The following is a 25753-nucleotide window of genomic DNA, read 5'->3' on the forward strand; positions in this document are numbered from 1 at the left end:
ACGTTGCCAGGCAATCAGAGACCCAAGCGGGTCTCTTTTTTTATGTTAAAAAAGCTTAACTTCCAGTTCGAAGAACTGAAAAACCTAAAATAAGCTATTATGAGAAAGCGTTTGAAGCTAATGAACATACGAGTCAAAACTCGTATGTAAGAATATTTAGTTGAATATAATGACTATAGAGAAGTCGCTAGGGACATGTTAAAATATAGGGACATATAAAATAGAATTTCAGTTTAAAAAGTAGGGGATTTAATGACATTACCATTAACAGATCGGCTCAATCATTTATTGAATAAGCAACCAATTTCCATGCATGTACCTGGCCATAAAAATATGACGATAGGCTATTTAAATGAGTTGAAAATGGAAATGGATATGACAGAAATTACAGGATTGGATGATTTGCATCAAGCTGAAGATGTTATTGGGCAAAGTATGCAACATATCAACAAGCATCCTGATTATGATGCTTACTTTTTAGTCAATGGAACGACATCCGGTATATTAGCAGTGATACAAAGCTTTGCTAAAGTAAAGGGAGAGTATATCATCGCAAGAAATGTACATAAATCTGTTTTTCATGCTTTGGATTTAGCGCGTGCTTCTAGTAAATTATTAAAAACGAGCATAAGTAGTAAGACAAAACAGTATGTTGGTCCAGACGAAGTGTCACTAAAAACTCAGGTAGATAAAGCGAAATTAGCAGTTTTCACTTATCCTAATTATTATGGCGAGTGCTTTGATGTAGCGTCTACGATTAAGTATATGAAAGCATGTCAAATTCCTACATTAATAGATGAAGCTCATGGTGCGCATTTCAATTTAATGGGTTTTCCAAATTCTACATTGAATATGGGAGCGGATTATGTTGTGCAGTCTTATCATAAAACGTTGCCATCACTCACGATGAGTTCTATTATTTTTATACATAAAAAGGCGCCGTTACGTGAAGATATATTGAAATATTTAACTTACTTTCAATCTTCAAGTCCATCCTATCTTTTGATGAGTAGTTTAGAATTAGCACATGACTTTTATAAAAGCTATGATAGTAGTCTGTTTTTTGAAAAAAGATCACAGTTAATTAAAGTGTTAAAAGATAAAGGTATGCGTATTATTGATGTAGAAGATCCACTCAAATTGAATATTCAGTGTAATGGTTATACAGGGATCGAACTTCAAACACTTTTTGAAAACCAAGAGATTTATGTAGAGCTTGCGGATGACTATCAAGTTTTACTAGTCCTACCTTTATGGCATAAAGGGGATCAATTTCCATTTGATGATTTGTTAGCAAGAATAAGCGCAATAAATATAGAAACAAGAGTTGCGTTTGAAGTAACGGATGTACCCTTTTACAATGAAGAAGGTACGTATGATTATAGAGAAATAGATAAGGTTAAGAAGATAGATATAGATAAAGCATATAATAAAATATTGGCGACGCATTTAACTCCTTATCCTCCGGGTATTCCAATCATGCTAAGAGGAGAAATTATCACTAAAAATATGATAAAATTAATGAATTATTGGTGTAATCATCAAATTAGAGTTGAAGGTATGAAAGATAATAAAATAGAAATTAAGGATGAATAAGATGTCTGCATTTATAACTTTTGAAGGGCCGGAAGGTTCAGGAAAAACTACTGTGATACAACAAGTAGCACAAAAATTAGAAAATCAATACAGTGTTGTGCTCACAAGAGAGCCCGGTGGCGTAAAGACGGGAGAGCAAATTCGTGAGGTATTACTTGAGGGTGACGACATGGATGATCGTACAGAAGCATTATTATTTGCAGCTTCAAGACGAGAACATCTTGTGGGTAAAGTCATTCCATCTTTAGAAAATGGGAAATTAGTATTGTGTGATCGATATATAGATAGTTCTTTAGCATATCAGGGCTATGCACGGGGTATAGGAATAGAAGAAGTAAAGTCTATTAATGAATTTGCAATAAATGGTTTATATCCTGATATTACAATTTATTTAGATGTGAGTGTAGCTGTAGGTCGGGAACGTATTTTGAAAAATCAACGAAATCAAAATCGTCTTGATCAAGAAGACGTAAAATTTCATGAAAAAGTAGTTGAAGGATATAAAAAAATTATTCATAATGAGTCTGAACGCTTTATCGTGATAGATGCAGATAGAAGCATAGATGAAGTTGTGAACGCAACATATGAATCTATAAGCAAATACTTAGAAAAATTATGATATAATACTGGGAAGAGGTGTTTAGTATGAAAATGATTATAGCAATTGTACAAGATCAAGATAGTCAAGAGCTTTCAGACAAACTTGTTAAACATAACTTTAGAGCAACGAAACTTGCAACAACCGGTGGATTTTTAAGAGCGGGTAATACAACATTCCTATCAGGTGTCGAAGATGACCGTGTAGACGAAATGTTGAAAGTGATTAATGACACTTGCGGTAATAGAGAACAACTTGTATCACCTATAACACCAATGGGTGGAAGTGCAGATTCTTATATACCTTACCCAGTTGAAGTAGAGGTTGGAGGAGCAACGGTATTTGTAATGCCTGTTGAAGCTTTCCATCAATTCTAGAATTATGGTTGCTATATATGGTAACCTTTCAAATTACATTTTTGTTTAGGACACATATAAGATGGTCTTAAGAAATGTGCTTTGTAAGGTAACTGTGTATGAGCAGCCTTTTTATATAAAGGAGTAACTTTATGATGGATGAACAAGAAAGACTGACGAAAGCGTATCAATCAAACAAATTGTCGCATGCTTACTTATTTGAAGGCGATGATGGCCAAACAATGCAGCAAGTCGCTATTGATTTTACGAAACTTATTTTATGTAATGGAGATTATCAATGTCAGTTAAAGGTAGAAACATTTAATCATCCTGATTTTATGTATGTATCATCTGAAGAAACAACAATAAAAAAGGATCAAGTTGAACAATTAGTACATCACATGAATCAACTTCCAATCGAAGGCGATTATAAAGTGTACATTATTGAATCTTTTGAGAAACTAACAGTTCAAGGCGAAAATAGCATTTTAAAGTTTTTAGAAGAGCCTCCAGAAAACACAATAGCCATCTTATTAACTACAAAACCAGAACAAATTCTAGATACGATACATTCTAGATGCCAACATGTTTATTTTAAACCAATTGATAAAACCAAGTTTATTAATCGATTAGTTGAGCGAGAAATTGCTAAACCAGTAGCTGAATTGTTAAGTACATATACAACGCAAATTGAAGTCGCTGTTACGCTTAATGAAGAAACCGATTTAATGGCTCTACGCAAGAGTGTTGTTAAATGGTGCCAATTATTGTTAACCAATCGTTCAATGGCTTTGATAGCTATTGTGGATTTATTAAAACAAGCTAAAAATAGAAAATTGCAGTTAGTGACATTAGCAGCAGTTAATGGTTTCTTTGAAGATGTCATGCATGCTAAAGTAGGTATGGATCAAGATATGATATATCATGATTTAAAGGAAGATATCAAAGCATTTTCGAAAAAACTAACATACAATCAAATTATTTTGATGTATGATCAAATAACAGAAGCACATAAAAAATTGAATCAAAATGTTAACCCGATGTTAGTATTTGAACAAATTGTAATAAAAGGGGTGAATTAATAATGCAAAATGTAGTCGGAATAGATTTTCAAAAATCAGGTAAAATGGAATATTATTCACCAAAGGGTTTTGATTTAGACGTTGGCGACTGGGTAGTCGTAGAATCAAAAAGAGGATTAGAAATGGGACGCGTGAAATATGCACCATTAGATGTTGCGGATCAAGATGTCACATTGCCATTAAAAGAAATTGTTCGTCTCGCTACAGAAGATGATTTGTTACAATATGAAAAAAATGAGTATGATGCGGATGAGGCAATGGCATTATGTAAAGAGACGATACAACAACACGAGTTAGAAATGAGATTGGTAAATTGTGAATACACACTAGATAAATCAAAAGTTATCTTCAATTTCACTTCTGATGAACGTGTCGATTTTCGAAAGTTAGTTAAAGTATTGGCGCAGAAGTTAAAAACACGTATTGAGTTAAGACAGATTGGTGTCAGAGACGAAGCTAAATTACTAGGTGGTATAGGGCCATGTGGCCGTTCACTGTGTTGTTCTACGTTTTTAGGTGATTTTGAACCAGTTTCTATTAAAATGGCAAAAGATCAAAATCTATCTCTCAACCCCACTAAAATATCTGGAGCCTGTGGTCGCCTAATGTGCTGTCTTAAATATGAAAATGATTATTATGAAGAAGCACGCGCGCAATTACCAGATGTCGGAGACGCTATTGAAACGCCTGAAGGTAATGGAAAAGTCATAGGTTTGAATATTTTAGATATTTCTATGCAAGTTAAAGTCGAGGGCCTAGAGCAGCCACTTGAATATAAAATGGAAGAATTAGAAACATTAAATTAGGAGGCTAATACAACATTGAATCGTAACGACATATTTGAAAAATTAGCAAATCTAGAAGCCAATATAAACCAAATCAACAGTGATATGGGAAATTTAAAAAAACTTACCGTTGAAGTGATTGAAGAAAATGTCGCCTTACAAATAGAGAATGAAAATTTAAAAACTTTAATAGACAAAGAAGAAAAACCTAAAGCGGTTGAAAATGGGAAAAAGCTACCAAAGAAACAACCGCTACGTAGCAAAGATAATTTAGCAATGCTTTATAAAGAAGGTTTTCATATTTGTAATGGAGAATTATTCGGTAAACACAGAAAAGGTGACGATTGTTTATTTTGTCTTGAAGTATTAAGTGAATAATCGAACTGATTTAAATGGTTAATGTATAATGATGACATGTGATTGAGGATGAGGTGTAGCGATAGGCTTGATTATTAAGCATCGTTATCTCGTCCTCTTTTTTTAGGGAGGAAAGGGAAATGTTGTTAGAGAATGAGAGGTTAGACTATTTATTAAAAGAAAACCTTAGAATTATACAAAATGATAATGTATTTTCTTTTTCGACGGATGCGTTATTACTTGGTCACTTTACCAATGTGAAAAAGCGCGATAATATAATGGATTTGTGCTCTGGTAACGGCGTAATTCCTTTAGTAATATCGAATAAAGGGCAACAAATGATAGATGCTGTCGAAATTCAAGAGCAATTAGTAGACATGGCTAGAAGAAGTATTACATATAACCAACTAGAAGAGAGAATCCATATGTATCAAATGGACTTGAAAGAAGCACATAGATATTTCAAGCCATCTCAATATGATTTAGTCACTTGTAATCCTCCTTATTTTAAAACAAATCAGCAACACCAACATCAAATAGATGCGCATAAGATAGCGAGACATGAGATAATGTGTACATTAGCAGATTGTTGTTATGCTGCAAGGCATTTGTTAAAGCAAGGTGGTCGATTTATCATGGTTCATAGGGCGGAACGTCTAATGGATGTCTTAAGTCATATGAGAACTTATCAAATTGAACCTAAAAAAATTTATTTTATATACAGTAAACTGGATAAAGCGGCTCAAACGATTGTTGTTGAAGGTAGAAAAGGCGGGAATCAGGGCTTAGAAATTCAACCACCATTCTACATATATAACAAAGATGGCACTTATACCGAAGAAATGAGAGAAATATATTATGGATAAACATTATATATATATTGTTAAGTGTAAAGATGGCAGTCTATATACAGGATATGCAAAAGATATAGAAAAAAGAATTATCAAACATAATAATGGTCAAGGTGCCAAATATACAAAAATAAGACGTCCTGTACAATTAGTTTACCAAGAAATGTTTGATACCAAATCTGAAGCATTGAAACGTGAATATGAAATCAAGACATTTTCACGTCAAAAAAAACTTAAATTAATAAGTGAGGGATAGCTTATGTCAACGTTATATTTAGTAGGAACGCCCATCGGTAACTTAGCAGATATTACTTATCGTGCAGTAGATATATTACGGAATGTAGATTTGATAGCTTGTGAAGATACGAGGGTGACAAAAAAATTATGTGCGCATTATGAGATACAAGCACCACTCAAGTCCTATCATGATCACAACAAAGAACAACAAACAGATTATTTAATTGAACAATTACAAGAAGGTGTGGATATTGCACTCGTATCAGATGCAGGCTTACCACTTATTAGTGACCCGGGATATGAACTTGTTGTAACTGCAAGAGAAAAACAAATTAGAGTAGAAACAGTACCTGGACCTAATGCGGGTTTAACTGCACTGATGGCAAGTGGGTTGCCTTCTTTTACTTATACATTTTTAGGATTTTTACCTAGAAAAGAAAAGCAAAAACATTCGATATTAGAACAGCGTATGTATGAAGATAGCACGTTGATTATTTATGAATCACCGCATCGTGTGAAAGATACCTTAAAAACAATTCTAAACATAGATGAAGCGCGTAAAGTATCAGTTGGAAGAGAACTTACTAAGAAGTTTGAGCAAATTGTCACAGGCTATGTAAGCGAAGTGATTGAGCAACTTGAAGATGGAAATATTCCGTTGAAAGGTGAGTTCGTTGTCCTTGTTGAAGGTGATGAACATGTAGAGGATACTTCGTGGTTTGAGGATATGTCTATTAAAGAACATGTAACGTATCATATAAATCAAAATATGAAACCTAAAGCAGCTATAAAAGTTGTTGCGGAAGCACGTCATATGAAAACGAGCGAAGTATACGACATTTATCATGAGGTTAATTAATCATTTTATAAGTCTTCAAAAGAGACGTGAAAGTGACTTAATATAAAATCATATATAAACAATAAAAAAGTGTTGAAAAACTCCCATAACATGCGTGATTTATGGTAATGTAGATAAGATAGAGATTATTAACCATTATTAAATCATATCAGTAAAAAAGTGGAAAAAACGCATATGAATCGTACACTATCCATATAATTCATTAATATGAAATGCATATAAAAACAGTACAGAAGCATACGTCTACTTTATTGAAAACAATATTAAATTTAGATATATTTATGATGTAAGAAACGAGGAGGAACATTGATGGCGAAAGAAACATTTTATATCACTACACCAATATATTATCCAAGTGGGAATTTACATATCGGTCATGCTTATACGACAACAGCTGGTGATGTAATCGCACGTTATAAAAGAATGCAAGGCTATGATGTTCGTTATTTAACGGGAACGGATGAACATGGACAAAAAATTCAAGAAAAAGCACAAAAAGCTGGGAAATCAGAAATCGAGTACCTTGATGAAATGATTGCTGGTATTAAAGATTTATGGGGAAAACTAGAGATTTCAAACGACGATTTTATACGTACAACAGAAATTAGACATAAAGAAGTTGTACAACAAATATTTGAACGTTTATTGGCTCAGGGAGATATTTATCTTGGTGAATATGAAGGTTGGTATTCTGTTCCGGATGAAACGTATTATACTGAAACACAATTAGTCGATCCAATTATGGAAAACGGAGTGATTGTTGGAGGTAAGAGTCCTGATTCTGGTCATGAAGTAGAATTAGTAAAAGAGGAAAGTTATTTCTTCAATTTATCTAAATATACAGACCGTTTATTAGAATTTTATGATGAAAATCCTGAATTTATTCAACCGCCTTCACGTAAAAATGAAATGATTAATAATTTCATTAAACCAGGACTTGAAGATTTGGCAGTATCAAGAACATCATTTGATTGGGGTATTCGTGTTCAATCAAATCCTAAGCATGTTGTTTATGTTTGGATAGATGCGCTTGTAAATTATATTTCTTCATTAGGTTATCTATCAGATGATGATAGTCTATTCAAGAAATATTGGCCTGCAGACATTCATATTATGGCTAAGGAAATTGTACGATTCCACTCTATTATATGGCCGATTTTATTAATGGCACTAGACATTCCATTACCTAAAAAAGTTTTCGCACATGGTTGGATACTTATGAAAGATGGGAAAATGAGTAAATCTAAAGGTAATGTTGTAGATCCTAACGTATTGATTAATCGTTACGGTTTGGACGCAACACGTTACTACTTAATGCGTGAATTACCATTTGGCTCTGACGGTGTATTTACACCAGAAGGATTTGTAGAACGTACAAATTATGACTTAGCAAATGACTTGGGTAACTTAGTTAATCGAACAATTTCAATGGTGAACAAATATTTTGATGGTGAACTACCAGCATATCAAGGTCCTAAACACGAATTAGATAAAGATATGGAACAAATGGCACTAGATACTGTCAAAACTTTCCATGAAAATATGGACGACTTACAATTCTCAGTAGCACTTTCAACTATATGGAAATTCATTAGTCGTACTAATAAATATATCGATGAAACGTCACCATGGGTTTTAGCTAAAGATGAGGATCAAAAAGAAATGCTTGGTAACGTAATGGCACACTTAGTAGAAAATATTCGTATTATTGCGGTATTATTAAGACCATTCCTTACACATGGACCAAAACAAATCTTCAGCCAATTAAATATTAATGCACCAGAACTTTTTGAATTAGAAAGTATTGAACAGTATGGCGCATTAACTGAACCGATTATGGTGAGTGGTAAACCCGAACCAATCTTCCCACGTTTGGATAGCGAGGTTGAAATTAGCTATATCAAGGAATCAATGCAACCAGACAAGATTGAAGAAGAAGTTGAGGAAGAGTTGCCTAGCAAAGCGCAAATTGATATCAAAGATTTTGATAAAGTAGAAATCAAGGCTGCAACAATTATTGACGCCGAGCAAGTGAAAAAATCTGATAAGTTATTAAAAATTCAAGTTGATTTGGATAGTGAACAACGTCAAATCGTTTCAGGTATTGCAAAATTCTATCAACCTGAAGATATTATTGGCAAAAAGGTAGCAGTTGTCACTAATTTAAAACCAGCTAAATTAATGGGTAGAAAATCAGAAGGTATGATACTTTCTGCTGAAAAAGATGGTGTACTTACACTTGTAAGCTTGCCTAGTGCAATTCCAAATGGTGCAATAATTAAATAATCACAAATTGAGGGAGTGGAATTAATATGCTAATCGATACACATGTTCATTTAAATGCAGATCAATATGATGAAGATTTAGAGGAAGTCATTGAACGCGCAAGAGAGAATGGTGTGGATCGTATGTTTGTTGTTGGTTTTGATACGCCGACAGTAGAACGTACGATGGAGCTCATTGACCAATATGAATTTATCTATGGCATTATTGGTTGGCACCCTGTAGATGCGATTGATTGTACTGAAGAGCGTTTAGAATGGATTGAAAAACTTGCAGCACACCCTAAAGTGATTGGCATTGGTGAAACCGGATTAGACTATCATTGGGATAAGTCGCCCAAAGATGTTCAACAAGCATTGTTTAGAAAGCAAATTGCATTAGCAAAACGCGTAAATTTACCAATTATCATTCATAATAGAGAAGCGACACAAGATTGTGTAAATATTCTTAAAGAAGAACACGCTGAAGAGATTGGTGGCATTATGCACAGCTTTAGCGCGTCACCTGAAATTGCTAACGATGTTATCAATAAATTGAATTTTTACGTATCATTAGGTGGTCCTGTTACATTTAAAAATGCAAAACAACCAAAAGAAGTTGCAAAGCATGTGCCTTTTGATAGACTGTTAGTTGAAACGGATGCACCATTCCTATCGCCACATCCCTATAGAGGCAAAAGAAACGAACCTGTCCGCGTAACATTAGTTGCGGAACAAATTGCTGAATTACGTGGTGTGAGTTACGAAGAAGTGTGTAAACAAACAACTGAAAACGCAGAACGATTGTTTAAATTAAAAGCATAATCATATTTCAAAAAGGTATCGGTCTGAGATAGAGCTTAGTTGATATAAGGCATACTAAGTGGTAATCACAATTAAAACCGATACCTTTTTTATTTTTATCTAAAATGAATTAAAGTAACGAAAGGTGAAGCAATAAATGAAAATAAATGAATTTATTGTAGTTGAAGGTAGAGATGACACTGAACGCGTAAAAAGAGCTGTTCAATGTGATACGATTGAAACAAATGGTAGCGCCATTAACGAATCAACGTTAAAGGTAATTGCACAAGCCTATGAAACAAGAGGTGTTATCGTATTAACTGACCCTGATTTCCCGGGTGATAAAATCCGCAACACGATACAAAAACAGATTCCCGGTGTGAAACATGCATATATTGATAAAGAAAAAGCTAAAAATAAACGTGGAAAAATTGGCGTAGAGCATGCACAATTAAGTGATATTAAAGAAGCTTTAATGAATGTGAGTACACCTTTTGAAGAAGGTCATGAATCAATAAGTAAAGATGTTTTAATCGATTTAGGATTAATCGTTGGTAAGGACGCACGTCATAAAAGAGAAAAGTTAGGTCGCAAACTGCATATAGGCCATTCTAATGGTAAACAGTTAATCAATAAGTTGAATGCATTTGGCTATACAGAAGAAGATGTTAGGTCTGCTTTAAGTGATGAAGAAGGAAGTGAATCGTAAATGGATTATAAAGATATTGCCACACCAACACGTACGAAAGCTTTACTTAATCAATATGGCTTTAATTTTAAAAAAAGTCTCGGTCAAAACTTTTTAATTGATGTGAATATTATTCATAATATTATTGACGCAAGTGATATTGATGAACAGACAGGTATAATAGAAGTGGGTCCTGGTATGGGGTCATTGACAGAACAATTAGCAAAAAGTGCTAAAAAGGTTATGGCATTTGAAATAGACCAACGTTTAATACCTGTATTAAAAGATACGATGGGACCTTACGATAATGTAACCGTGATCAACGAAGATATACTTAAAGCAGATATCGCACATTATGTAACAGAACACCTGGCTGATTGTGAAAAGATTATGGTTGTCGCAAACTTACCGTATTATATTACGACGCCAATATTATTAAATTTAATGCAGCAGAAATTACCAATTGATGGCTATGTAGTCATGATGCAAAAAGAAGTTGGAGAACGACTTAATGCACAAGTTGGTACAAAAGCCTATGGCTCACTCTCAATCGTTGCACAATATTATACAGAAACAAGTAAAGTATTAACGGTGCCTAAATCAGTTTTTCTTCCGCCACCTAATGTAGATTCCATTGTTGTAAAATTGATGAAACGTCCAACACCTATCGTTGATATTGACGACGAAAATAAATTTTTCAAAATGACAAAAGCGGCATTTAGTCAAAGACGTAAAACAATCAATAATAATTACCAAAGCTTATTTGTAAACGGTAAAGTGAATAAAGAAAAAATATTGGAATGGTTAGAAGCGGCTGGCATCGATCCTCGAAGACGTGGAGAGACACTTTCAATAAAAGAATTTGCAAATTTATACAATGAATTGCAAAATTTCACAGAATTAGAATTTTAAATTATTGACAAGCGCGTCCGACATTGCTAAAATTGATATTTTATTTGACAAAAACCTCCATTTTGTGTTATTATACAACTTGTAGCGAGGTGGAGCAATATGCCAAAATCTATTGGAGACATCAAAAATTCACTTGATTGTCAATTAGGAAACAGAATTGTACTTAAAGCGAACGGTGGACGTAAAAAAACAATTGAACGTAGTGGTGTGTTAAAAGAAACTTACCCTTCTGTTTTTATTGTGGAACTAGATCAAGATATTTATAATTTTGAACGTGTGTCTTATACATACACTGACGTTTTAACTGAAAACGTACAAGTTTCTTTTGAAGATGATAATCATCAAGAAGCAATTGCACACTAAATAAAAGTAATTAAAGTCATGTTTGATTGTCAGAATCTTACTTTCACAATAGACTTTAATATTCGAACGATTGATATAAAAAGGTATGTTGGTGTATAGCGCCGACATACCTTTTTTTGATTTTTATACATATAAAAGAAAATTATTTTATCTAGTAAACACGTTATTGTAAAATAGTGAATTAAGAAATGATTTGATTTTTCGACATAGTTGAAAGTTTATTTTTAAATTTTTATTTATTTGTATTTTGGCGCAATATATTAACTTTTGAAAAAACCGACAACACAATGATAACAATATGTTAAAATCATTTTATTACCATATCGAAATTGAAAGAGGGTGGGAATATGATTTATGAAACTGCGCCAGCTAAAATTAACTTAACGTTGGACACACTCTTTAAACGAGATGATGGTTTTCATGAAGTTGAAATGATAATGACAACGATAGATTTAAACGATCGCTTATCATTTGAACTGCGTAAAGACAAAAAAATAGTTGTTGACGTAGAACAGACTTATGTTCCCTCCGATAATAAAAATTTGGCATATAAAGCTGCAGAACTAATGAAAAAGACCTATAATTTACAACAAGGTCTGACCATTACGATTGATAAAAACATACCCGTGTCAGCAGGGTTAGCAGGTGGATCGACAGATGCTGCAGCTACGATGAGAGGCATGAATCGTTTATATAAGTTAAATAGACCGTTAGAGGAACTATGTGCATTAGGAATACAAATTGGAACGGATATTCCTTTTTGTATATTAGGTAAGACTGCTTTGTGTAAGGGCAAGGGCGAAATAATCGAATATTTGGATAAACCGCCTTCTGCTTGGGTTGTGGTTGCTAAACCTGATTTAGGTATATCGTCACCATATATATTTAAGAAATTAGATTTAACACAACCGCATACAGTGCATACTGAAGCATGTGAAAATGCTTTAATTTCTGGAGATTACGAACAATTATGTAAAAGTCTTTCAAATCGCTTGGAACCTGTTTCGGGAAAGATGCATGATGAAATATTAAAAATAAAAGCCAATATGTTAGCAAATGGTGCGGATGGTGCTGTTATGAGTGGTAGTGGCCCGACAGTTTATGCGTTAGCTAGGAAAGAGAGACAAGCAAGACACATATATAACGCGGTTAATGGTTGCTGTAATGAAGTACATATTGTAAGATTGTTAGGCTGAAAAAGAAGGGATGAAATGAATGCGCTATAAAAGAAGTGAACGTATTGTGTATATGACACAATACTTAATGAATAATCCAAACAAATTAATACCACTAACATATTTTGTACAAAAGTTTAAACAAGCTAAATCTTCAATTAGTGAAGATGTACAAATTATTAAAACAACTTTTCAAAAAGAAAAGCTTGGCACGGTTATTACTACGGCAGGTGCTAGCGGTGGTGTGACCTATAAACCAGAAATGAGTAAAGCGGAAGCGACGGAAGTGATTGATGATGTTATTGCTCAACTTCAGGAGAAAGATCGTTTATTACCAGGTGGATATTTATTCTTATCCGATTTAATGGGGAATCCTACTTTACTTAATCGTGTTGGTAAATTAATTGCAACACTGTATATGGATGAAGAGATAGATGCCATTGTAACGATTGCAACTAAGGGGATCTCATTAGCCAATGCAGTAGCGAATGTATTGAACTTGCCAGTAGTTGTTATTAGAAAAGATAATAAGGTTACTGAGGGATCAACAGTTTCTATTAACTATGTCTCAGGCTCATCTAGAAAAATTGAAACGATGGTGCTTTCTAAGAGAACATTACCAGAAAATTCTAACGTGCTCGTGGTTGACGATTTTATGCGTGCTGGAGGTTCAATCAATGGTGTTATGAATTTGATGAATGAGTTTAAAGCTCATGTTAAAGGGGTATCGGTACTAGTAGAATCAAAAGAAGTTAAGCAAAGATTAATTGAAGATTATACATCCTTAGTTAAACTATCTGATGTAGATGAATACAATCAGGAGTTTAAGGTGGAACAAGGCAACAGTTTAACTAAATTTTCTTAAAAGGAGCGATTTCGACATCATGAAAGTTATTAATACTGAAAAGGCACCTGAAGCATTAGGGCCATATTCGCATGCAACAGAAATTAATGGACTTGTGTTCACATCAGGACAAATTCCTCTAAATTTAGAAGGACAAATTGTTAGCGATGATGTAAAAGAGCAAACGAAACAAGTCTTAGAAAATTTAAAAGTTGTGTTAGACCAAGCTGGATCAGATTTAGATTCAGTAATTAAAGCTACTATTTTCATTGCTGATATGAATGAATTTCAAAATATAAATGAAATTTATGGCAAATACTTTAGTAATCATCAACCAGCGAGAAGTTGTGTTGAAGTGGCAAGATTGCCGAAAGATGTTAAAGTTGAAATAGAGTTAATTGCAAAAGTGAAATAAGGATTTATAATTTTTAATAAAATTGTTAAGCTTCTAACAAAGAGATACTAGGGGGGCTCACTACATGAAAGTGACAGATGTAAGACTTAGAAAGATACAAACAGATGGAAGAATGAAAGCGCTTGTTTCAATTACGTTAGACGAGTCATTTGTTGTACATGACTTACGCGTAATTGAAGGCAACACAGGTCTATTCGTCGCAATGCCGAGTAAACGTACACCAGATGGTGAATTCCGAGACATTGCTCATCCAATTAACTCAGAAATGAGACAAGAAATACAGGATGCAGTAATGAAAGTATATGAAGAGACTGATGAAGTCATCCCTGACAGAAATGCGCAATCATCAGACGATTCTGAAGAAGCTTAAATAAAATACGTTCAGCTATTTGAGGGAAAATAGTTGTTATATACACGACCGAATAGGGCGGAAAATTTATTTTCAAAATGATTTTTTTGCTCTATTTTAGTAGATGTGACTATTTAAATGGATAACTTAGCTAAAGTGATGCATAAGTGTGACTGATTTTTTATGTGAATATGCAGTAGTTTATGGAAAAGTTATTTTATAATTTCGATATAGTCATTTAACGTCTAATTGATATAAACCAGACCGAAACATACATGTTCGGTCTGGTTTTTTGCATACTTATCGCTTTAAAAATAAAAAGTGTTGATTTTAAAAAGGTGACAGAAATGATTTGTTTTAGGGAATGGAAAATAAATGGGAATAAAATGAATATTGGTTAATTTTAAATAATATAAAAATAAGAAATACAAGTGTGACTATGTTGATATTTTCGTAAATAAAAAATTATATTATATTAGAGATATTATAGATTTCGCATAAATTTTGAAGCGTTTCCATAGGTATTCAATGATGACAAATAGGGTTATGCAATTTTTTAATATTAGTAATAAAAATATTTCTATTATATAACATTGGTGCTTTGAGCCTTGAAAGTGTGACTAGCGTTAAATTATAATAGGTAGGAAGTGTATATTTTAATGGAGGGTTAACATACATGCAAAGACATGCAATAGTACTTGCAGCAGGCAAAGGTACACGTATGAAATCAAAGAAATACAAAGTACTTCATGATGTAGCAGGTAAAACGATGATCGAACATGTTGCAGATAATGTGAAGCAATCTGGAATAGATCAGCTTGTTACCATTGTTGGACACGGTGCAGATAGTGTCAAAGAGACACTTGGAGACACATCGCTTTATAGTTTTCAAGAAGAACAATTAGGTACAGCACATGCTGTTAAAATGGCAAGTGAGCATTTAAGTGAAAGTCAAGGGACGACGTTAGTGGTTTGTGGAGACACGCCATTGATTACGACAGCAACATTGAAATCATTGGTTGAACATCACGAGAACAATCAAGCACATGCAACAGTTTTATCAGCGACAGCAGAAAATCCATTCGGTTATGGACGTATTTTACATGACTCAGAAGGACGTTTGGTGAGTATTGTTGAGCAAAAAGATGCAACAGATGCAGAGCAACAAATTAATGAAATTAGTTCAGGTATTTTTGCGTTTGATAATCAAGTCCTATTCGAAAAACTAGAATTAGTCAAAAATGACAACGCACAGAGCGAATATTACTTGCCTGATGTACTTTCTTTAATTTTAGAAGATCGTGGTATTGTTGAAGTTTTCCATACGAATGATTTTGAGGAAATCATGGGCGTGAATGATAGAGTAATGCTTAGCGAAGCTGAAAAAGCTTTTAGAAAACGCATTAACGAACAGCATATGAAGAACGGTGTAACAATTATTGACCCTGCGACGACTTATATCGGAGCTGATGTTAGAATTGGTGAAGATACAGTAGTTGAGCCTGGTGTGAAACTCTCTGGCAATAGCGTGATTGGTGAAGATACTGTTATTGGACAATATACGGAAATTACGAATAGTAAAATAGGTTCAAATGTCACAATTAAACAATCTGTCATTAATGAAGCGATAGTGGATGATTATGCTACGATTGGTCCGTTTGCACAACTTCGTCCAGGTGCAGATATAGGTAAAAAAGTAAAAGTTGGTAACTTTGTTGAAGTTAAAAAATCAGTGGTGAAAGCAGGAGCCAAATTACCTCACTTAAGTTATATTGGTGATGCTGAAATAGGTGAAAGAACGAATGTTGGATGTGGTTCTATCACAGTTAACTATGATGGGATTAATAAATTTAAGACGGTCATTGGTGATGATTCCTTTATCGGATGTAATACGAATCTCGTTGCACCAATTACTTTAGGTAATCGTTCATTTATAGCCGCAGGATCAACAATCACTGATAATGTACCAGAAGACAGTTTAGCGTTAGCGAGAGCTAGACAAACGACTAAAGAAGGTTATTTGAAAAAATAAACACAAATGTTTAGACAAGCTTACTTAAACTGTTAAAATCAATATAGTTAAAGATAATCATAACAATTATTTATGTTGCTGAGCGATATAAGTTTTGCCTTGTCTACAAACCAAAACGAATTGAAAGAATTAATTGGAGGACTATAAATGTTAAACAATGAGTATAAGAATTCTGCTTTGAAAATATTTTCTTTGAAGGGTAATGAACCGTTAGCCCAAGAAGTGGCAGATCATGTTGGAATTGAATTAGGGAAATGTTCTGTAAAACGTTTCAGTGATGGAGAAATTCAAATCAATATTGAAGAAAGTATTCGTGGTTGTGATGTTTTTATTATTCAACCAACATCAAATCCAGTAAATTTACATTTAATGGAATTGTTAATCATGATAGATGCTTGTAGACGTGCTTCAGCAGCGAACATTAATATCGTTGTTCCATATTATGGCTATGCACGCCAAGACAGAAAAGCGCGCAGTCGTGAACCAATCACAGCAAAACTTGTTGCAAACTTAATTGAAACTGCTGGCGCAGACCGCATGATTGCATTGGATTTACATGCACCTCAAATACAAGGTTTCTTCGATATGCCAATTGACCATTTAATGGGTGTGCCGATTTTAGCGCAATACTTTAAAAATGAGACAGATATCGACCCTGAAGAGTGTGTTGTTGTATCACCAGACCACGGTGGGGTGACAAGAGCTCGTAAACTTGCAGATATACTTAAAACACCAATCGCGATTATAGATAAACGTCGTCCGAAACCAAATGTTGCAGAAGTGATGAATATTGTTGGTGAAATTGAAGGTCGAACAGCAATTATTATTGACGATATTATAGATACGGCTGGTACGATTACTTTGGCTGCCCAAGCGTTAAAAGACAAAGGTGCGAAAGATGTTTATGCTTGTTGTACGCATCCTGTACTATCAGGTCCTGCAAAAGAACGTATTGAAAACTCAGCGATTAAAGAACTTGTAGTTACAAACTCCATTCAATTAGATGAAAAACGTAAACCAGAGAATACTAAAGAATTATCAGTAGCAGGGTTATTGGCTCAAGCAATTATACGTGTATATGAACGCGAATCAGTTAGTGTGCTATTTGACTAATAGCCTTTAACAATGTATAATAATTTCGTTCGTGAAATATCACGATAAATAAACATTTGCAAGCAACAGATTGTTGATGGGCAAATGAGGAGCTCTTAGATAGAGCATTTATGAAAGGTGGAAACTGAATATGGCTTCATTAAAGTCAATTATTCGTCAAGGTAAACAAACGCGTTCAGACCTTAAAACACTAAGAAACACTGGTAAAGTACCAGCAATCGTTTATGGTTACGGTACAAAAAATACTTCAGTTAAAGTAGACGAAGTAGAATTTATCAAAGTTATCCGTGAAGTTGGACGTAACGGTGTAATCGAATTAGGCGTAGGTTCTAAAACAATTAAAGTAATGGTTTCAGACTACCAATTCGACCCACTTAAAAACCAAATCACTCATATTGACTTCTTAGCAATCAATATGACTGAAGAACGTACTGTAGAAGTACCAGTTCAATTAGTTGGTGAAGCTGTAGGAACTAAAGAGGGCGGCGTTGTTGAACAACCATTATTCAACCTTGAAGTTACAGCTACTCCAGATAACATCCCTGAATCAATCGAAGTTGATATCAGTGAATTAGAAATAAATGATAGTCTTTCTGTTGAAGATATCAAAATTTCTGGTGATTTCACTATTGAAAACGAAGCTAGTGATTCAATCGTAACAGTAGTTCCTCCAACTGAAGAACCTACTGAAGAAGAAATCGAAGCAATGGAAGGCGAAGCAGCTACTGAAGAGCCAGAAGTTGTAGGCGAAGAAAAAGAAGATGAAAGTGACGAAGACCAAAAAGAAGAAGAATAATCTTTCTTTTTGAGTTGATGTCATGTGTTGATGTATCAACGCAATATTATCTTATAAAAAGCACCATGCTTAATACGTTAAGCGGGTGCTTTTTTATGTTATTATAGTGAATGATACAAAATACATAACTTGTAAAGCATATAATTTATATAAATATTAGATAATGAGCATACAGAGAGTGGAGGTAACGTAATGAAATGTATTGTAGGCCTAGGCAACATAGGTAAACGCTTCGAACAAACAAGGCATAATATTGGCTTTGAAGTCATAGATTTTATGTTAGAGCAAAATAGATTTTCTTTAGATAAACAAAAGTTTAAAGGTGCGTACACAATAGAGCGTTTAGCTGGAGAAAAAGTAATGTTCATAGAACCTATGACAATGATGAATTTGTCAGGTGAGGCAGTGGCACCTTTGATGAAATACTATGACATTGATATAGAGGATTTAATTGTCTTATATGATGATTTAGATTTACCTCAGGGTGAAATTAGACTCAGACAAAAAGGTAGTGCTGGTGGACACAATGGCATGAAATCCATTATTCAAATGTTAGGAACAGACCAGTTCAAACGAATTAGAATCGGCGTTGATCGACCTTCAAATGGCATGGCCATCGTAGACTATGTCTTGCAAAAATTTTCAAATCAAGAAATGGAAACGATGAATAAAGTAATAGAACATTCTGCACGAGCGATCGAAGCTTATATAGAAAGTAATCGATTTGACCGTGTAATGAATGAATATAATGGTGAGATTAAGTGAAATCAATAATTACAGAATATATAAATGAAGACAAACGATACCAAGAGTTAAACGAAGTATTTGGTAAAGAAAATGTTTTAGTAACCGGACTATCTGGTGCCGCAAAAGCAACGATTATAGCTGAAAAATATTTGAAGAGTGAGCAGCAACTACTTGTTGTTACAAACAATCTTTATCAAGCAGATAAGTTAGAAAGTGACTTACTGCAATTTGTAGAAGATAGTGAAATATATAAATATCCGATGCAGGATATTATGACAGAAGAATTTTCAACACAAAGCCCTCAATTTATGAGTGAACGCGTGCGAACATTAACGGCACTTGCTCAAGAAGAGAGAGGGTTATTTATCGTACCTTTAAACGGATTGAAAAAATGGCTCACGCCGGTAGATATGTGGAAATCGCATCAATTAACGCTAAATGTAGGCGACGATATCGACATTGACGAATTTTTAAATAAGCTTGTAAATATGGGATATCGTAGAGAAAGTGTCGTTTCACATATAGGAGAATTTTCATTACGTGGTGGGATTGTAGATATCTACCCATTAATTGGTAAGCCAGTACGTATTGAATTTTTCGATACTGAAGTAGACTCTATACGTGATTTTGATGTAGAATCTCAACGTTCTGAAGGCAATATCGAACATGTTGATATCACAACTGCTAGTGACTATATCATTACCGAAGATGTGCTTAAACATACAAAGCATAAACTAAAGCAAGCATATGAAGACACACGTCCAAAAATTGAAAAGTCTGTGCGAAATGAATTAAAAGAAACTTATGAAAGTTTTCAATTATTCGAAGCAGAAATGTTTGATCATCAAGTGCTTCGTAGACTAGTAGCATTTATGTATGAACAGCCAGCAACGATTATGGATTACTTTAAAGAGGATGCCATTATTGCTGTAGATGAATATAATAGAATTAAAGAAACTGAAACAACTCTTGTAACTGAAATAGATGAATTTATGCAAAATTTAATTGAAAGTGGAAAAGGTTTTATTGATCAAAGTTTTCTACAATATGAAGGTTTTGAAAATTTATTAAAACCGTTTGCGGTTACCTACTTTACATTGTTTACAGCAACGATGCCTGTTCAATTAAATGAAATCATTAAATTTTCATGTAAACTAGTACAACAGTTTTATGGACAGTATGATATTATGCGTTCTGAATTCCAAAGATTTATTCAAAATGATTACACGATTGTTGTACTTGCAGAAACGGAAACGAAAAAAGAACGCATTCAATCTATGCTAAATGAAATGCATATACCTACCTTTATTGATACACCAAGTCGTCGAAATGAAGGTGGCAGTGCCATTATTACAGAAGGTAGTTTGTCAGAAGGTTTTGAGCTACCTTACATGCAATTAGTTGTTGTCACAGAGAGAGAATTATTTAAATCAAAACAAAAGAAAAAACCAAAACAGCATAAAACGTTAACGAACGCTGAAAAAATCAAATCTTACCAAGACTTGAAAGTTGGCGATTATGTCGTTCATGTCCATCATGGTGTTGGTAGATATTTAGGTGTTGAAACACTTGAAGTAGGTGGCGTGCATAAAGATTATATTAAATTACAATATAAAGGCACCGACCAGTTATTTGTTCCCGTTGATCAGATGGATCAAGTGCAAAAATATGTTGCGTCAGAAGACAAATCTCCTAAGTTGAATAAGCTTGGCGGAACAGAATGGAAAAAAACAAAAGCCAAAGTACAACAAAGTGTTGAAGATATGGCTGATGAATTGATAGAGCTATATAAAGCACGTGAAATGTCTGTGGGATATAAATTTGGACCTGATACAGCAGAACAAAATGATTTTGAAATTGATTTTCCATACGAACTTACACCCGACCAAAGTAAATCGATAGAAGAAATCAAACAGGATATGGAAATTGAGCGTCCTATGGATAGATTACTATGTGGTGATGTAGGTTACGGTAAGACAGAGGTTGCTGTACGTGCAGCATTTAAAGCAGTTATGGAAGGTAAACAAGTAGCATTTCTTGTGCCGACGACGATACTTGCACAACAACACTATGAAACGTTGATAGAGCGTATGCAAGACTTTCCGATAGAAGTACAACTCATAAGTAGATTTAGAACTACAAAAGAAGTTAAAGAAACGAAAGAAGGACTAAAGTCAGGATTCGTTGATATCGTTGTAGGAACACATAAATTGTTAGGTAAAGATATTCAGTATAAAGATTTAGGCTTGCTTATAGTAGATGAGGAACAACGTTTTGGTGTACGTCACAAAGAGCGTATTAAATCACTGAAGAACAATGTAGATGTACTCACATTAACAGCGACACCTATTCCACGTACATTGCATATGAGTATGCTAGGTGTGAGAGATTTATCCGTTATAGAAACACCACCAGAGAACCGCTTCCCAGTACAAACTTATGTTTTAGAGCAAAATACGAATTTTATAAAAGAGGCATTGGAACGGGAACTATCAAGAGATGGCCAAGTATTTTACCTATACAATAAAGTGCAATCTATTTACGAGAAAAGAGAACAGCTGCAAATGCTTATGCCTGACGCGAATATCGGTGTAGCACATGGTCAAATGAATGAACGTGATTTAGAGGAAACGATGCTCAGCTTTATTAACCATGAATATGACATCATTGTTACTACAACAATTATAGAAACAGGCGTCGATGTACCAAATGCTAACACGCTGATTATTGAAGACGCTGATCGTTTCGGACTCAGCCAATTGTATCAATTAAGAGGACGTGTAGGACGTTCAAGTCGTATAGGTTATGCTTATTTCTTACATCCTACCAATAAAGTGTTGTCTGAAACTGCTGAGGACCGCTTACAAGCGATAAAAGAATTCACTGAACTAGGTTCAGGTTTTAAAATTGCCATGCGAGATTTAAATATTCGTGGTGCAGGTAATTTATTAGGTAAACAACAACACGGTTTCATTGACTCTGTTGGTTTCGATTTATATTCTCAAATGTTGGAAGAAGCAGTTAATGAAAAACGTGGCGTAAAAGCAGAAAAACAAGATGCACCTGAGATTGAAATAGAACTTAATATCGATGCTTATTTACCAGCTGAATATATACCAAATGAACAATCTAAAATTGAAATCTATAAAAAATTGCGTAAAATTGAAAGTGAAACACAATTAATGGATGTTAAAGATGAATTGATCGATCGCTTCAATGACTATCCAATAGAAGTAGAAAGATTATTAGAAATGATGGAAATTAAAGTTCATGCGTTACACGCAGGTGTGACGTTAATCAAAGATATTGGTAAGCAAGTAGAAGTCTACCTGTCAGAAAAAGGTACAACAGATATCAATGGTGAAACATTATTTAAACAGACACAGCCACTTGGTCGTACGATGAAAGTCGGAGTTCAAGAAGGCAAAATGAAAGTAACGTTAAATAAAACAGGTAACTGGTTAGACAGTCTAAAATTCCTAACGAAAAGTTTAGAAGAAAGTATGGTTATAACTGATGAAATCTAAAACGGATAAGTCATCTGCTTTTAACGGAGTAGTTGTGCTTACATTAGCACTCATCATAGTTAAAATATTAAGTGCAATCTATCGAGTACCTTATCAAAATATCTTAGGTGACGAAGGACTGTATGCGTATCAACAAGTTTATCCAATTGTTGCTTTAGGTGTTATTTTGACAATGAATGCCATACCGAGTGCTGTTACTCAAATGTTTGGAGCAGACGGTCATCCTCGCCAATATATGAAGGTTTTAGTCGGATTGCAGATTGTCAGTACTGGTTTTTTCTTAGTTTTGTTAATCTGTGCAAAATGGATTGCTACCTTAATGGGTGATGTTAACCTCGCACCAATGTTAAGCGCATCGAGTTTTAGTTTCTTATTTGTTAGTATATTGGGTATTTATAGAGGCTACTATCAAGCGCATCAAAATATGAATATACCTGCAATTTCCCAGGTTATAGAACAGTTTGTTCGTGTTGGCATTATCATTATCGCCATTGTTCTATTTATGACACAACAATGGTCACTGTATGCGGCTGGGACATTGGCGATTATTGGTTCAGCTTTTGGATTTTTAGCATCTAGTATATATCTTGTGTTGAAACGACCTTTCAAATTAACCGCATTTAAAGCGCTAAATATTGAACATAATAAGGTTGTTGCATGGCGACAATTGGCATTAGCCATTGTGATTTTTGCTGTAAGTCAACTTATTGTGATTGTATGGCAAGTTGTGGATAGCTTTACCGTTATCCATGCTTTGCGGAATACAGGATTGAGTTTTCAAGAATCTACAACGCAAAAAGGCATTTATGATCGTGGTGCATCTTTTATTCAAATGGGGTTAATCGTCACTACCACATTTTGTTTTGTCCTTATTCCATTGCTGACAGATGCGATTAAAGTTAAGAATCATGTACTTATCAATAGATATGCGAATGCTTCTATTAAAATTACTATGCTATTTAGCATTGCTGCGGGTATCGGTTTGATTAATTTACTACCTATCATGAACCATGTATTTTTTAAAAATGATAGCCAAACCGGAACTTTAGCAGTGTATATGCTAACTGTTATATTTGTGTCTTTAATTATGATGGATATTGCATTGTTACAAGTGAAGAATCAAGTGCGACCTATATTTCAAGCGTTTATTACTGGTGTAGTGAGTAAAGCGATTTTAAATGTAGTATTGATACCGCCATTTTTCATGTTAGGTGGTAGTTTAAGCACAGTGTTATCATTAATCTTATTTGCTGCCATTTTGCATTATCACGTATTGAAACATTATCAATTCCGTAATATGAAAAAATATGTCGCAAAATTAATTTTTACAATGCTGATATTATCCGTTGCCGTTCAACTAACAATGTGGTTACTTCCTACACAGGGACGCGTCGCAGGTATTGTTGAATTGGTCGTTGCTGCAGGTGTAGGCGTTATCGTCATCATCATTGCAATTGTTCGTACTGAGCTATTAAGTTTTAAAGAGTTAAAGCATTTACCATTGGGTGATAAACTCATCCATATGAAAAGAGGGAAACGATAATGACTGGAAAAATTATAATTGTTGGATTGGGTAATTATGGCATTGATGAATTACCCTTTGGAGTATATAAATTTTTGAAGCATCACCCCTTCGTTTATACGCGTACGTTAGATCATCCGGTTATAGAAATATTGACTTCTGAGGGTGTCGTATTTCAAAGTTTTGATGAAGTTTATGAATCAAATAGCGGGTTTAATGAGGTTTATGAAGACATTGTATCTCAACTTATGACTAAAGCACGAAATTCAGACACAGATATCGTCTATACAGTTCCGGGGCACCCTCGCGTTGCTGAGACAACCACTGTTAAGTTAGAGGCCTATGCGCAACAAGATGATGATATTGAAATTAAAGTCTTAGGGGGCAAAAGTTTCATTGATGATATCTTTGAAGCGGTTAAAGTTGACCCTAATGATGGCTTTACATTACTTGATGCTACTTCTTTAAGCAGCGAACAGTTGAATATTCGAACGCACACACTGATTACTCAAGTGTTTAGTTCCATGACTGCTGGAGATTTAAAAGTCACATTGATGTCGCGTTACGATGATGAACAAATTGTATTCATTATTGATGGTGCGCATGCTAACGGTGCCAATGTCATTGAAACACCCTTATACGAATTAGATCACCATCCAGACATTTTCAGCAACTTAACCAGTGTATTTATTAAGCGCGTTGAAAATGATGCCACATATATGAGTGATTTTGACTATGCGACAGGAATTATCGACAGACTTGTAGATGATGAAATTGGATGTCCTTGGGATAAAATTCAAACACACCAAACGTTAAAACGTTATTTACTGGAAGAAACGTTTGAATTGTTTGAAGCGATAGATAATGAAGATGATTGGCATATGATTGAAGAACTTGGTGACATATTATTACAAGTGTTATTACATGCAAGTATTGGTAAAAAAGAAGGCTATTTTGATATAAATGAAGTAGTACAAAGTTTATCCGAAAAAATGATACGCAGACATCCACACATTTTTGGAGAGGCGCATGCAGAAACTGAAGAAGATTTAAAACACATTTGGGCAGACGCCAAAGCAAAAGAAGGAAAAGTCCAACGCGTGAAATTCGAAAAAGTGTTTGCAGAGCATTTCATGAAGTTGTATGATAAAACAAAAAATATGTCGCTAGATGAAGCTGCTTTAAAAGATTATTTAGAGCAAGGAGGAGATAAATCATGAGACTGGATAAATATTTAAAAGTATCAAGACTGGTAAAACGTCGTACATTAGCGAAAGAAATTAGTGACCAAGGTCGTATCACTGTAAATGGTTCAGTTGCTAAAGCTGGAACAGATGTTAAAGTAACGGACGAACTTGTCATTCGTTTTGGACAAAAAATTGTAACAATAAATGTAACAGGGTTAAGTGAACATGCAACTAAAGAAAACGCAAAAGGCATGTATGAGATTGTTAAAGAAGAAAAAGTTGGCGGAGAATAATAGA

At 34.2% G+C, this 25753-nt stretch carries 26 protein-coding genes; all 26 read left to right on the forward strand.

The features are described 5' to 3' along the window. The first annotated feature begins 252 nt into the window (after positions 1-252). The 26 genes from ACP7BT_RS12740 (at position 253) to ACP7BT_RS12865 (ending at position 25749) form a co-directional block, all read left to right on the forward strand. Positions 253-1596 (forward strand): aminotransferase class V-fold PLP-dependent enzyme, encoded by a 1344-nt coding sequence (locus ACP7BT_RS12740; protein ID WP_002484222.1) that lies wholly within the window; start codon positions 253-255, stop codon positions 1594-1596. Position 1597: 1 nt separating this feature from the next. Continuing rightward, the gene (tmk, locus tag ACP7BT_RS12745) at positions 1598-2215 is read left to right on the forward strand and encodes a dTMP kinase (RefSeq protein WP_002484221.1); all 618 of its coding nucleotides are present in this window, start codon (positions 1598-1600) and stop codon (positions 2213-2215) included. Positions 2216-2241: 26 nt separating this feature from the next. Next, entirely contained in the window at positions 2242-2571 is a 330-nt protein-coding gene (locus ACP7BT_RS12750; protein ID WP_002484220.1) for a cyclic-di-AMP receptor, read from the forward strand. A gap of 134 nt (positions 2572-2705) precedes the next feature. After that, positions 2706-3632, forward strand: coding sequence for an ATP-binding protein (locus ACP7BT_RS12755; RefSeq protein WP_041080854.1), 927 nt, complete (start codon positions 2706-2708; stop codon positions 3630-3632). A gap of 2 nt (positions 3633-3634) precedes the next feature. After that, positions 3635-4438, forward strand: coding sequence for a PSP1 domain-containing protein (locus ACP7BT_RS12760; RefSeq protein ID WP_002484218.1), 804 nt, complete (start codon positions 3635-3637; stop codon positions 4436-4438). Between the two features lie 15 nt (positions 4439-4453). Next, positions 4454-4795, forward strand: coding sequence for a DNA replication initiation control protein YabA (gene yabA / locus ACP7BT_RS12765; RefSeq protein ID WP_041080841.1), 342 nt, complete (start codon positions 4454-4456; stop codon positions 4793-4795). A 119-nt stretch (positions 4796-4914) separates the two neighbouring features. After that, on the forward strand, positions 4915-5640 hold the full coding sequence (locus ACP7BT_RS12770; protein ID WP_069838111.1) for a tRNA1(Val) (adenine(37)-N6)-methyltransferase: 726 nt from the start codon (positions 4915-4917) through the stop codon (positions 5638-5640). After that, complete coding sequence (locus tag ACP7BT_RS12775; protein ID WP_011303879.1) at positions 5633-5881, forward strand: GIY-YIG nuclease family protein; 249 nt, start codon at positions 5633-5635, stop codon at positions 5879-5881. Before ACP7BT_RS12770 ends, ACP7BT_RS12775 begins: the two co-directional genes overlap by 8 nt. Before the next feature lie 3 nt (positions 5882-5884). Next, complete coding sequence (rsmI, locus tag ACP7BT_RS12780) at positions 5885-6721, forward strand: 16S rRNA (cytidine(1402)-2'-O)-methyltransferase (RefSeq protein ID WP_069822182.1); 837 nt, start codon at positions 5885-5887, stop codon at positions 6719-6721. Between the two features lie 309 nt (positions 6722-7030). Further along, a complete protein-coding gene (metG, locus tag ACP7BT_RS12785; RefSeq protein ID WP_002484213.1) occupies positions 7031-9007 on the forward strand; it encodes a methionine--tRNA ligase in 1977 nt (658 codons plus the stop codon). A 26-nt stretch (positions 9008-9033) separates the two neighbouring features. After that, complete coding sequence (locus ACP7BT_RS12790; protein ID WP_002484212.1) at positions 9034-9807, forward strand: TatD family hydrolase; 774 nt, start codon at positions 9034-9036, stop codon at positions 9805-9807. Between the two features lie 136 nt (positions 9808-9943). Beyond that, positions 9944-10495 carry a ribonuclease M5 gene (rnmV, locus tag ACP7BT_RS12795; protein WP_011303876.1) on the forward strand — a complete coding sequence of 184 codons (552 nt, stop codon included), beginning with the start codon at positions 9944-9946 and terminating at the stop codon, positions 10493-10495. Beyond that, on the forward strand, positions 10496-11386 hold the full coding sequence (gene rsmA / locus ACP7BT_RS12800) for a 16S rRNA (adenine(1518)-N(6)/adenine(1519)-N(6))-dimethyltransferase RsmA (RefSeq protein WP_002484210.1): 891 nt from the start codon (positions 10496-10498) through the stop codon (positions 11384-11386). A gap of 99 nt (positions 11387-11485) precedes the next feature. Next, a complete protein-coding gene (gene veg, locus ACP7BT_RS12805; protein WP_002484209.1) occupies positions 11486-11749 on the forward strand; it encodes a biofilm formation stimulator Veg in 264 nt (87 codons plus the stop codon). 347 nt (positions 11750-12096) lie between these two features. Next, positions 12097-12945 carry a 4-(cytidine 5'-diphospho)-2-C-methyl-D-erythritol kinase gene (ispE, locus tag ACP7BT_RS12810; protein ID WP_041080845.1) on the forward strand — a complete coding sequence of 283 codons (849 nt, stop codon included), beginning with the start codon at positions 12097-12099 and terminating at the stop codon, positions 12943-12945. 19 nt (positions 12946-12964) lie between these two features. Next, positions 12965-13789, forward strand: coding sequence for a pur operon repressor (gene purR, locus ACP7BT_RS12815; protein ID WP_002484207.1), 825 nt, complete (start codon positions 12965-12967; stop codon positions 13787-13789). 19 nt (positions 13790-13808) lie between these two features. After that, a complete protein-coding gene (locus ACP7BT_RS12820) occupies positions 13809-14183 on the forward strand; it encodes a RidA family protein (protein WP_002484206.1) in 375 nt (124 codons plus the stop codon). Positions 14184-14247: 64 nt separating this feature from the next. Further along, complete coding sequence (gene spoVG / locus ACP7BT_RS12825) at positions 14248-14553, forward strand: septation regulator SpoVG (RefSeq protein ID WP_011303873.1); 306 nt, start codon at positions 14248-14250, stop codon at positions 14551-14553. Between the two features lie 655 nt (positions 14554-15208). Further along, positions 15209-16564 (forward strand): bifunctional UDP-N-acetylglucosamine diphosphorylase/glucosamine-1-phosphate N-acetyltransferase GlmU, encoded by a 1356-nt coding sequence (gene glmU / locus ACP7BT_RS12830; protein ID WP_002484204.1) that lies wholly within the window; start codon positions 15209-15211, stop codon positions 16562-16564. A gap of 147 nt (positions 16565-16711) precedes the next feature. Beyond that, on the forward strand, positions 16712-17677 hold the full coding sequence (locus tag ACP7BT_RS12835; RefSeq protein WP_011303871.1) for a ribose-phosphate diphosphokinase: 966 nt from the start codon (positions 16712-16714) through the stop codon (positions 17675-17677). Between the two features lie 130 nt (positions 17678-17807). Then, a complete protein-coding gene (locus ACP7BT_RS12840) occupies positions 17808-18473 on the forward strand; it encodes a 50S ribosomal protein L25/general stress protein Ctc (RefSeq protein WP_041080848.1) in 666 nt (221 codons plus the stop codon). A gap of 192 nt (positions 18474-18665) precedes the next feature. Further along, positions 18666-19238: an aminoacyl-tRNA hydrolase gene (gene pth, locus ACP7BT_RS12845; protein WP_002484201.1), complete on the forward strand. Its 573-nt coding sequence runs from the start codon at positions 18666-18668 to the stop codon at positions 19236-19238. Further along, positions 19235-22747 (forward strand): transcription-repair coupling factor, encoded by a 3513-nt coding sequence (gene mfd / locus ACP7BT_RS12850; protein ID WP_041080849.1) that lies wholly within the window; start codon positions 19235-19237, stop codon positions 22745-22747. The genes pth and mfd overlap by 4 nt, the downstream gene beginning before the upstream one ends. Further along, the gene (locus tag ACP7BT_RS12855) at positions 22737-24290 is read left to right on the forward strand and encodes a polysaccharide biosynthesis protein (RefSeq protein ID WP_041080850.1); all 1554 of its coding nucleotides are present in this window, start codon (positions 22737-22739) and stop codon (positions 24288-24290) included. The genes mfd and ACP7BT_RS12855 overlap by 11 nt, the downstream gene beginning before the upstream one ends. Beyond that, positions 24290-25489 carry a MazG nucleotide pyrophosphohydrolase domain-containing protein gene (locus ACP7BT_RS12860; RefSeq protein WP_037539114.1) on the forward strand — a complete coding sequence of 400 codons (1200 nt, stop codon included), beginning with the start codon at positions 24290-24292 and terminating at the stop codon, positions 25487-25489. Before ACP7BT_RS12855 ends, ACP7BT_RS12860 begins: the two co-directional genes overlap by 1 nt. Further along, complete coding sequence (locus ACP7BT_RS12865; protein WP_002484197.1) at positions 25486-25749, forward strand: RNA-binding S4 domain-containing protein; 264 nt, start codon at positions 25486-25488, stop codon at positions 25747-25749. The genes ACP7BT_RS12860 and ACP7BT_RS12865 overlap by 4 nt, the downstream gene beginning before the upstream one ends. Positions 25750-25753 lie beyond the last annotated feature (4 nt).

The organism is Staphylococcus sp. Y174-1 (assembly GCF_049897865.1).
Lineage (GTDB): Bacteria > Bacillota > Bacilli > Staphylococcales > Staphylococcaceae > Staphylococcus > Staphylococcus saprophyticus.

Coding starts and splice junctions, on each gene's coding strand:
- ACP7BT_RS12740 (WP_002484222.1), top strand. CDS start 253: ATGACATTACCATTAACAGATCGGCTCAATCATTTATTGAATAAGCAA.
- tmk (WP_002484221.1), top strand. CDS start 1,598: ATGTCTGCATTTATAACTTTTGAAGGGCCGGAAGGTTCAGGAAAAACT.
- ACP7BT_RS12750 (WP_002484220.1), top strand. CDS start 2,242: ATGAAAATGATTATAGCAATTGTACAAGATCAAGATAGTCAAGAGCTT.
- ACP7BT_RS12755 (WP_041080854.1), top strand. CDS start 2,706: ATGGATGAACAAGAAAGACTGACGAAAGCGTATCAATCAAACAAATTG.
- ACP7BT_RS12760 (WP_002484218.1), top strand. CDS start 3,635: ATGCAAAATGTAGTCGGAATAGATTTTCAAAAATCAGGTAAAATGGAA.
- ACP7BT_RS12770 (WP_069838111.1), top strand. CDS start 4,915: ATGTTGTTAGAGAATGAGAGGTTAGACTATTTATTAAAAGAAAACCTT.
- ACP7BT_RS12775 (WP_011303879.1), top strand. CDS start 5,633: ATGGATAAACATTATATATATATTGTTAAGTGTAAAGATGGCAGTCTA.
- rsmI (WP_069822182.1), top strand. CDS start 5,885: ATGTCAACGTTATATTTAGTAGGAACGCCCATCGGTAACTTAGCAGAT.
- metG (WP_002484213.1), top strand. CDS start 7,031: ATGGCGAAAGAAACATTTTATATCACTACACCAATATATTATCCAAGT.
- ACP7BT_RS12790 (WP_002484212.1), top strand. CDS start 9,034: ATGCTAATCGATACACATGTTCATTTAAATGCAGATCAATATGATGAA.
- rnmV (WP_011303876.1), top strand. CDS start 9,944: ATGAAAATAAATGAATTTATTGTAGTTGAAGGTAGAGATGACACTGAA.
- rsmA (WP_002484210.1), top strand. CDS start 10,496: ATGGATTATAAAGATATTGCCACACCAACACGTACGAAAGCTTTACTT.
- veg (WP_002484209.1), top strand. CDS start 11,486: ATGCCAAAATCTATTGGAGACATCAAAAATTCACTTGATTGTCAATTA.
- ispE (WP_041080845.1), top strand. CDS start 12,097: ATGATTTATGAAACTGCGCCAGCTAAAATTAACTTAACGTTGGACACA.
- purR (WP_002484207.1), top strand. CDS start 12,965: ATGCGCTATAAAAGAAGTGAACGTATTGTGTATATGACACAATACTTA.
- ACP7BT_RS12820 (WP_002484206.1), top strand. CDS start 13,809: ATGAAAGTTATTAATACTGAAAAGGCACCTGAAGCATTAGGGCCATAT.
- spoVG (WP_011303873.1), top strand. CDS start 14,248: ATGAAAGTGACAGATGTAAGACTTAGAAAGATACAAACAGATGGAAGA.
- glmU (WP_002484204.1), top strand. CDS start 15,209: ATGCAAAGACATGCAATAGTACTTGCAGCAGGCAAAGGTACACGTATG.
- ACP7BT_RS12835 (WP_011303871.1), top strand. CDS start 16,712: ATGTTAAACAATGAGTATAAGAATTCTGCTTTGAAAATATTTTCTTTG.
- ACP7BT_RS12840 (WP_041080848.1), top strand. CDS start 17,808: ATGGCTTCATTAAAGTCAATTATTCGTCAAGGTAAACAAACGCGTTCA.
- pth (WP_002484201.1), top strand. CDS start 18,666: ATGAAATGTATTGTAGGCCTAGGCAACATAGGTAAACGCTTCGAACAA.
- ACP7BT_RS12855 (WP_041080850.1), top strand. CDS start 22,737: ATGAAATCTAAAACGGATAAGTCATCTGCTTTTAACGGAGTAGTTGTG.
- ACP7BT_RS12860 (WP_037539114.1), top strand. CDS start 24,290: ATGACTGGAAAAATTATAATTGTTGGATTGGGTAATTATGGCATTGAT.
- ACP7BT_RS12865 (WP_002484197.1), top strand. CDS start 25,486: ATGAGACTGGATAAATATTTAAAAGTATCAAGACTGGTAAAACGTCGT.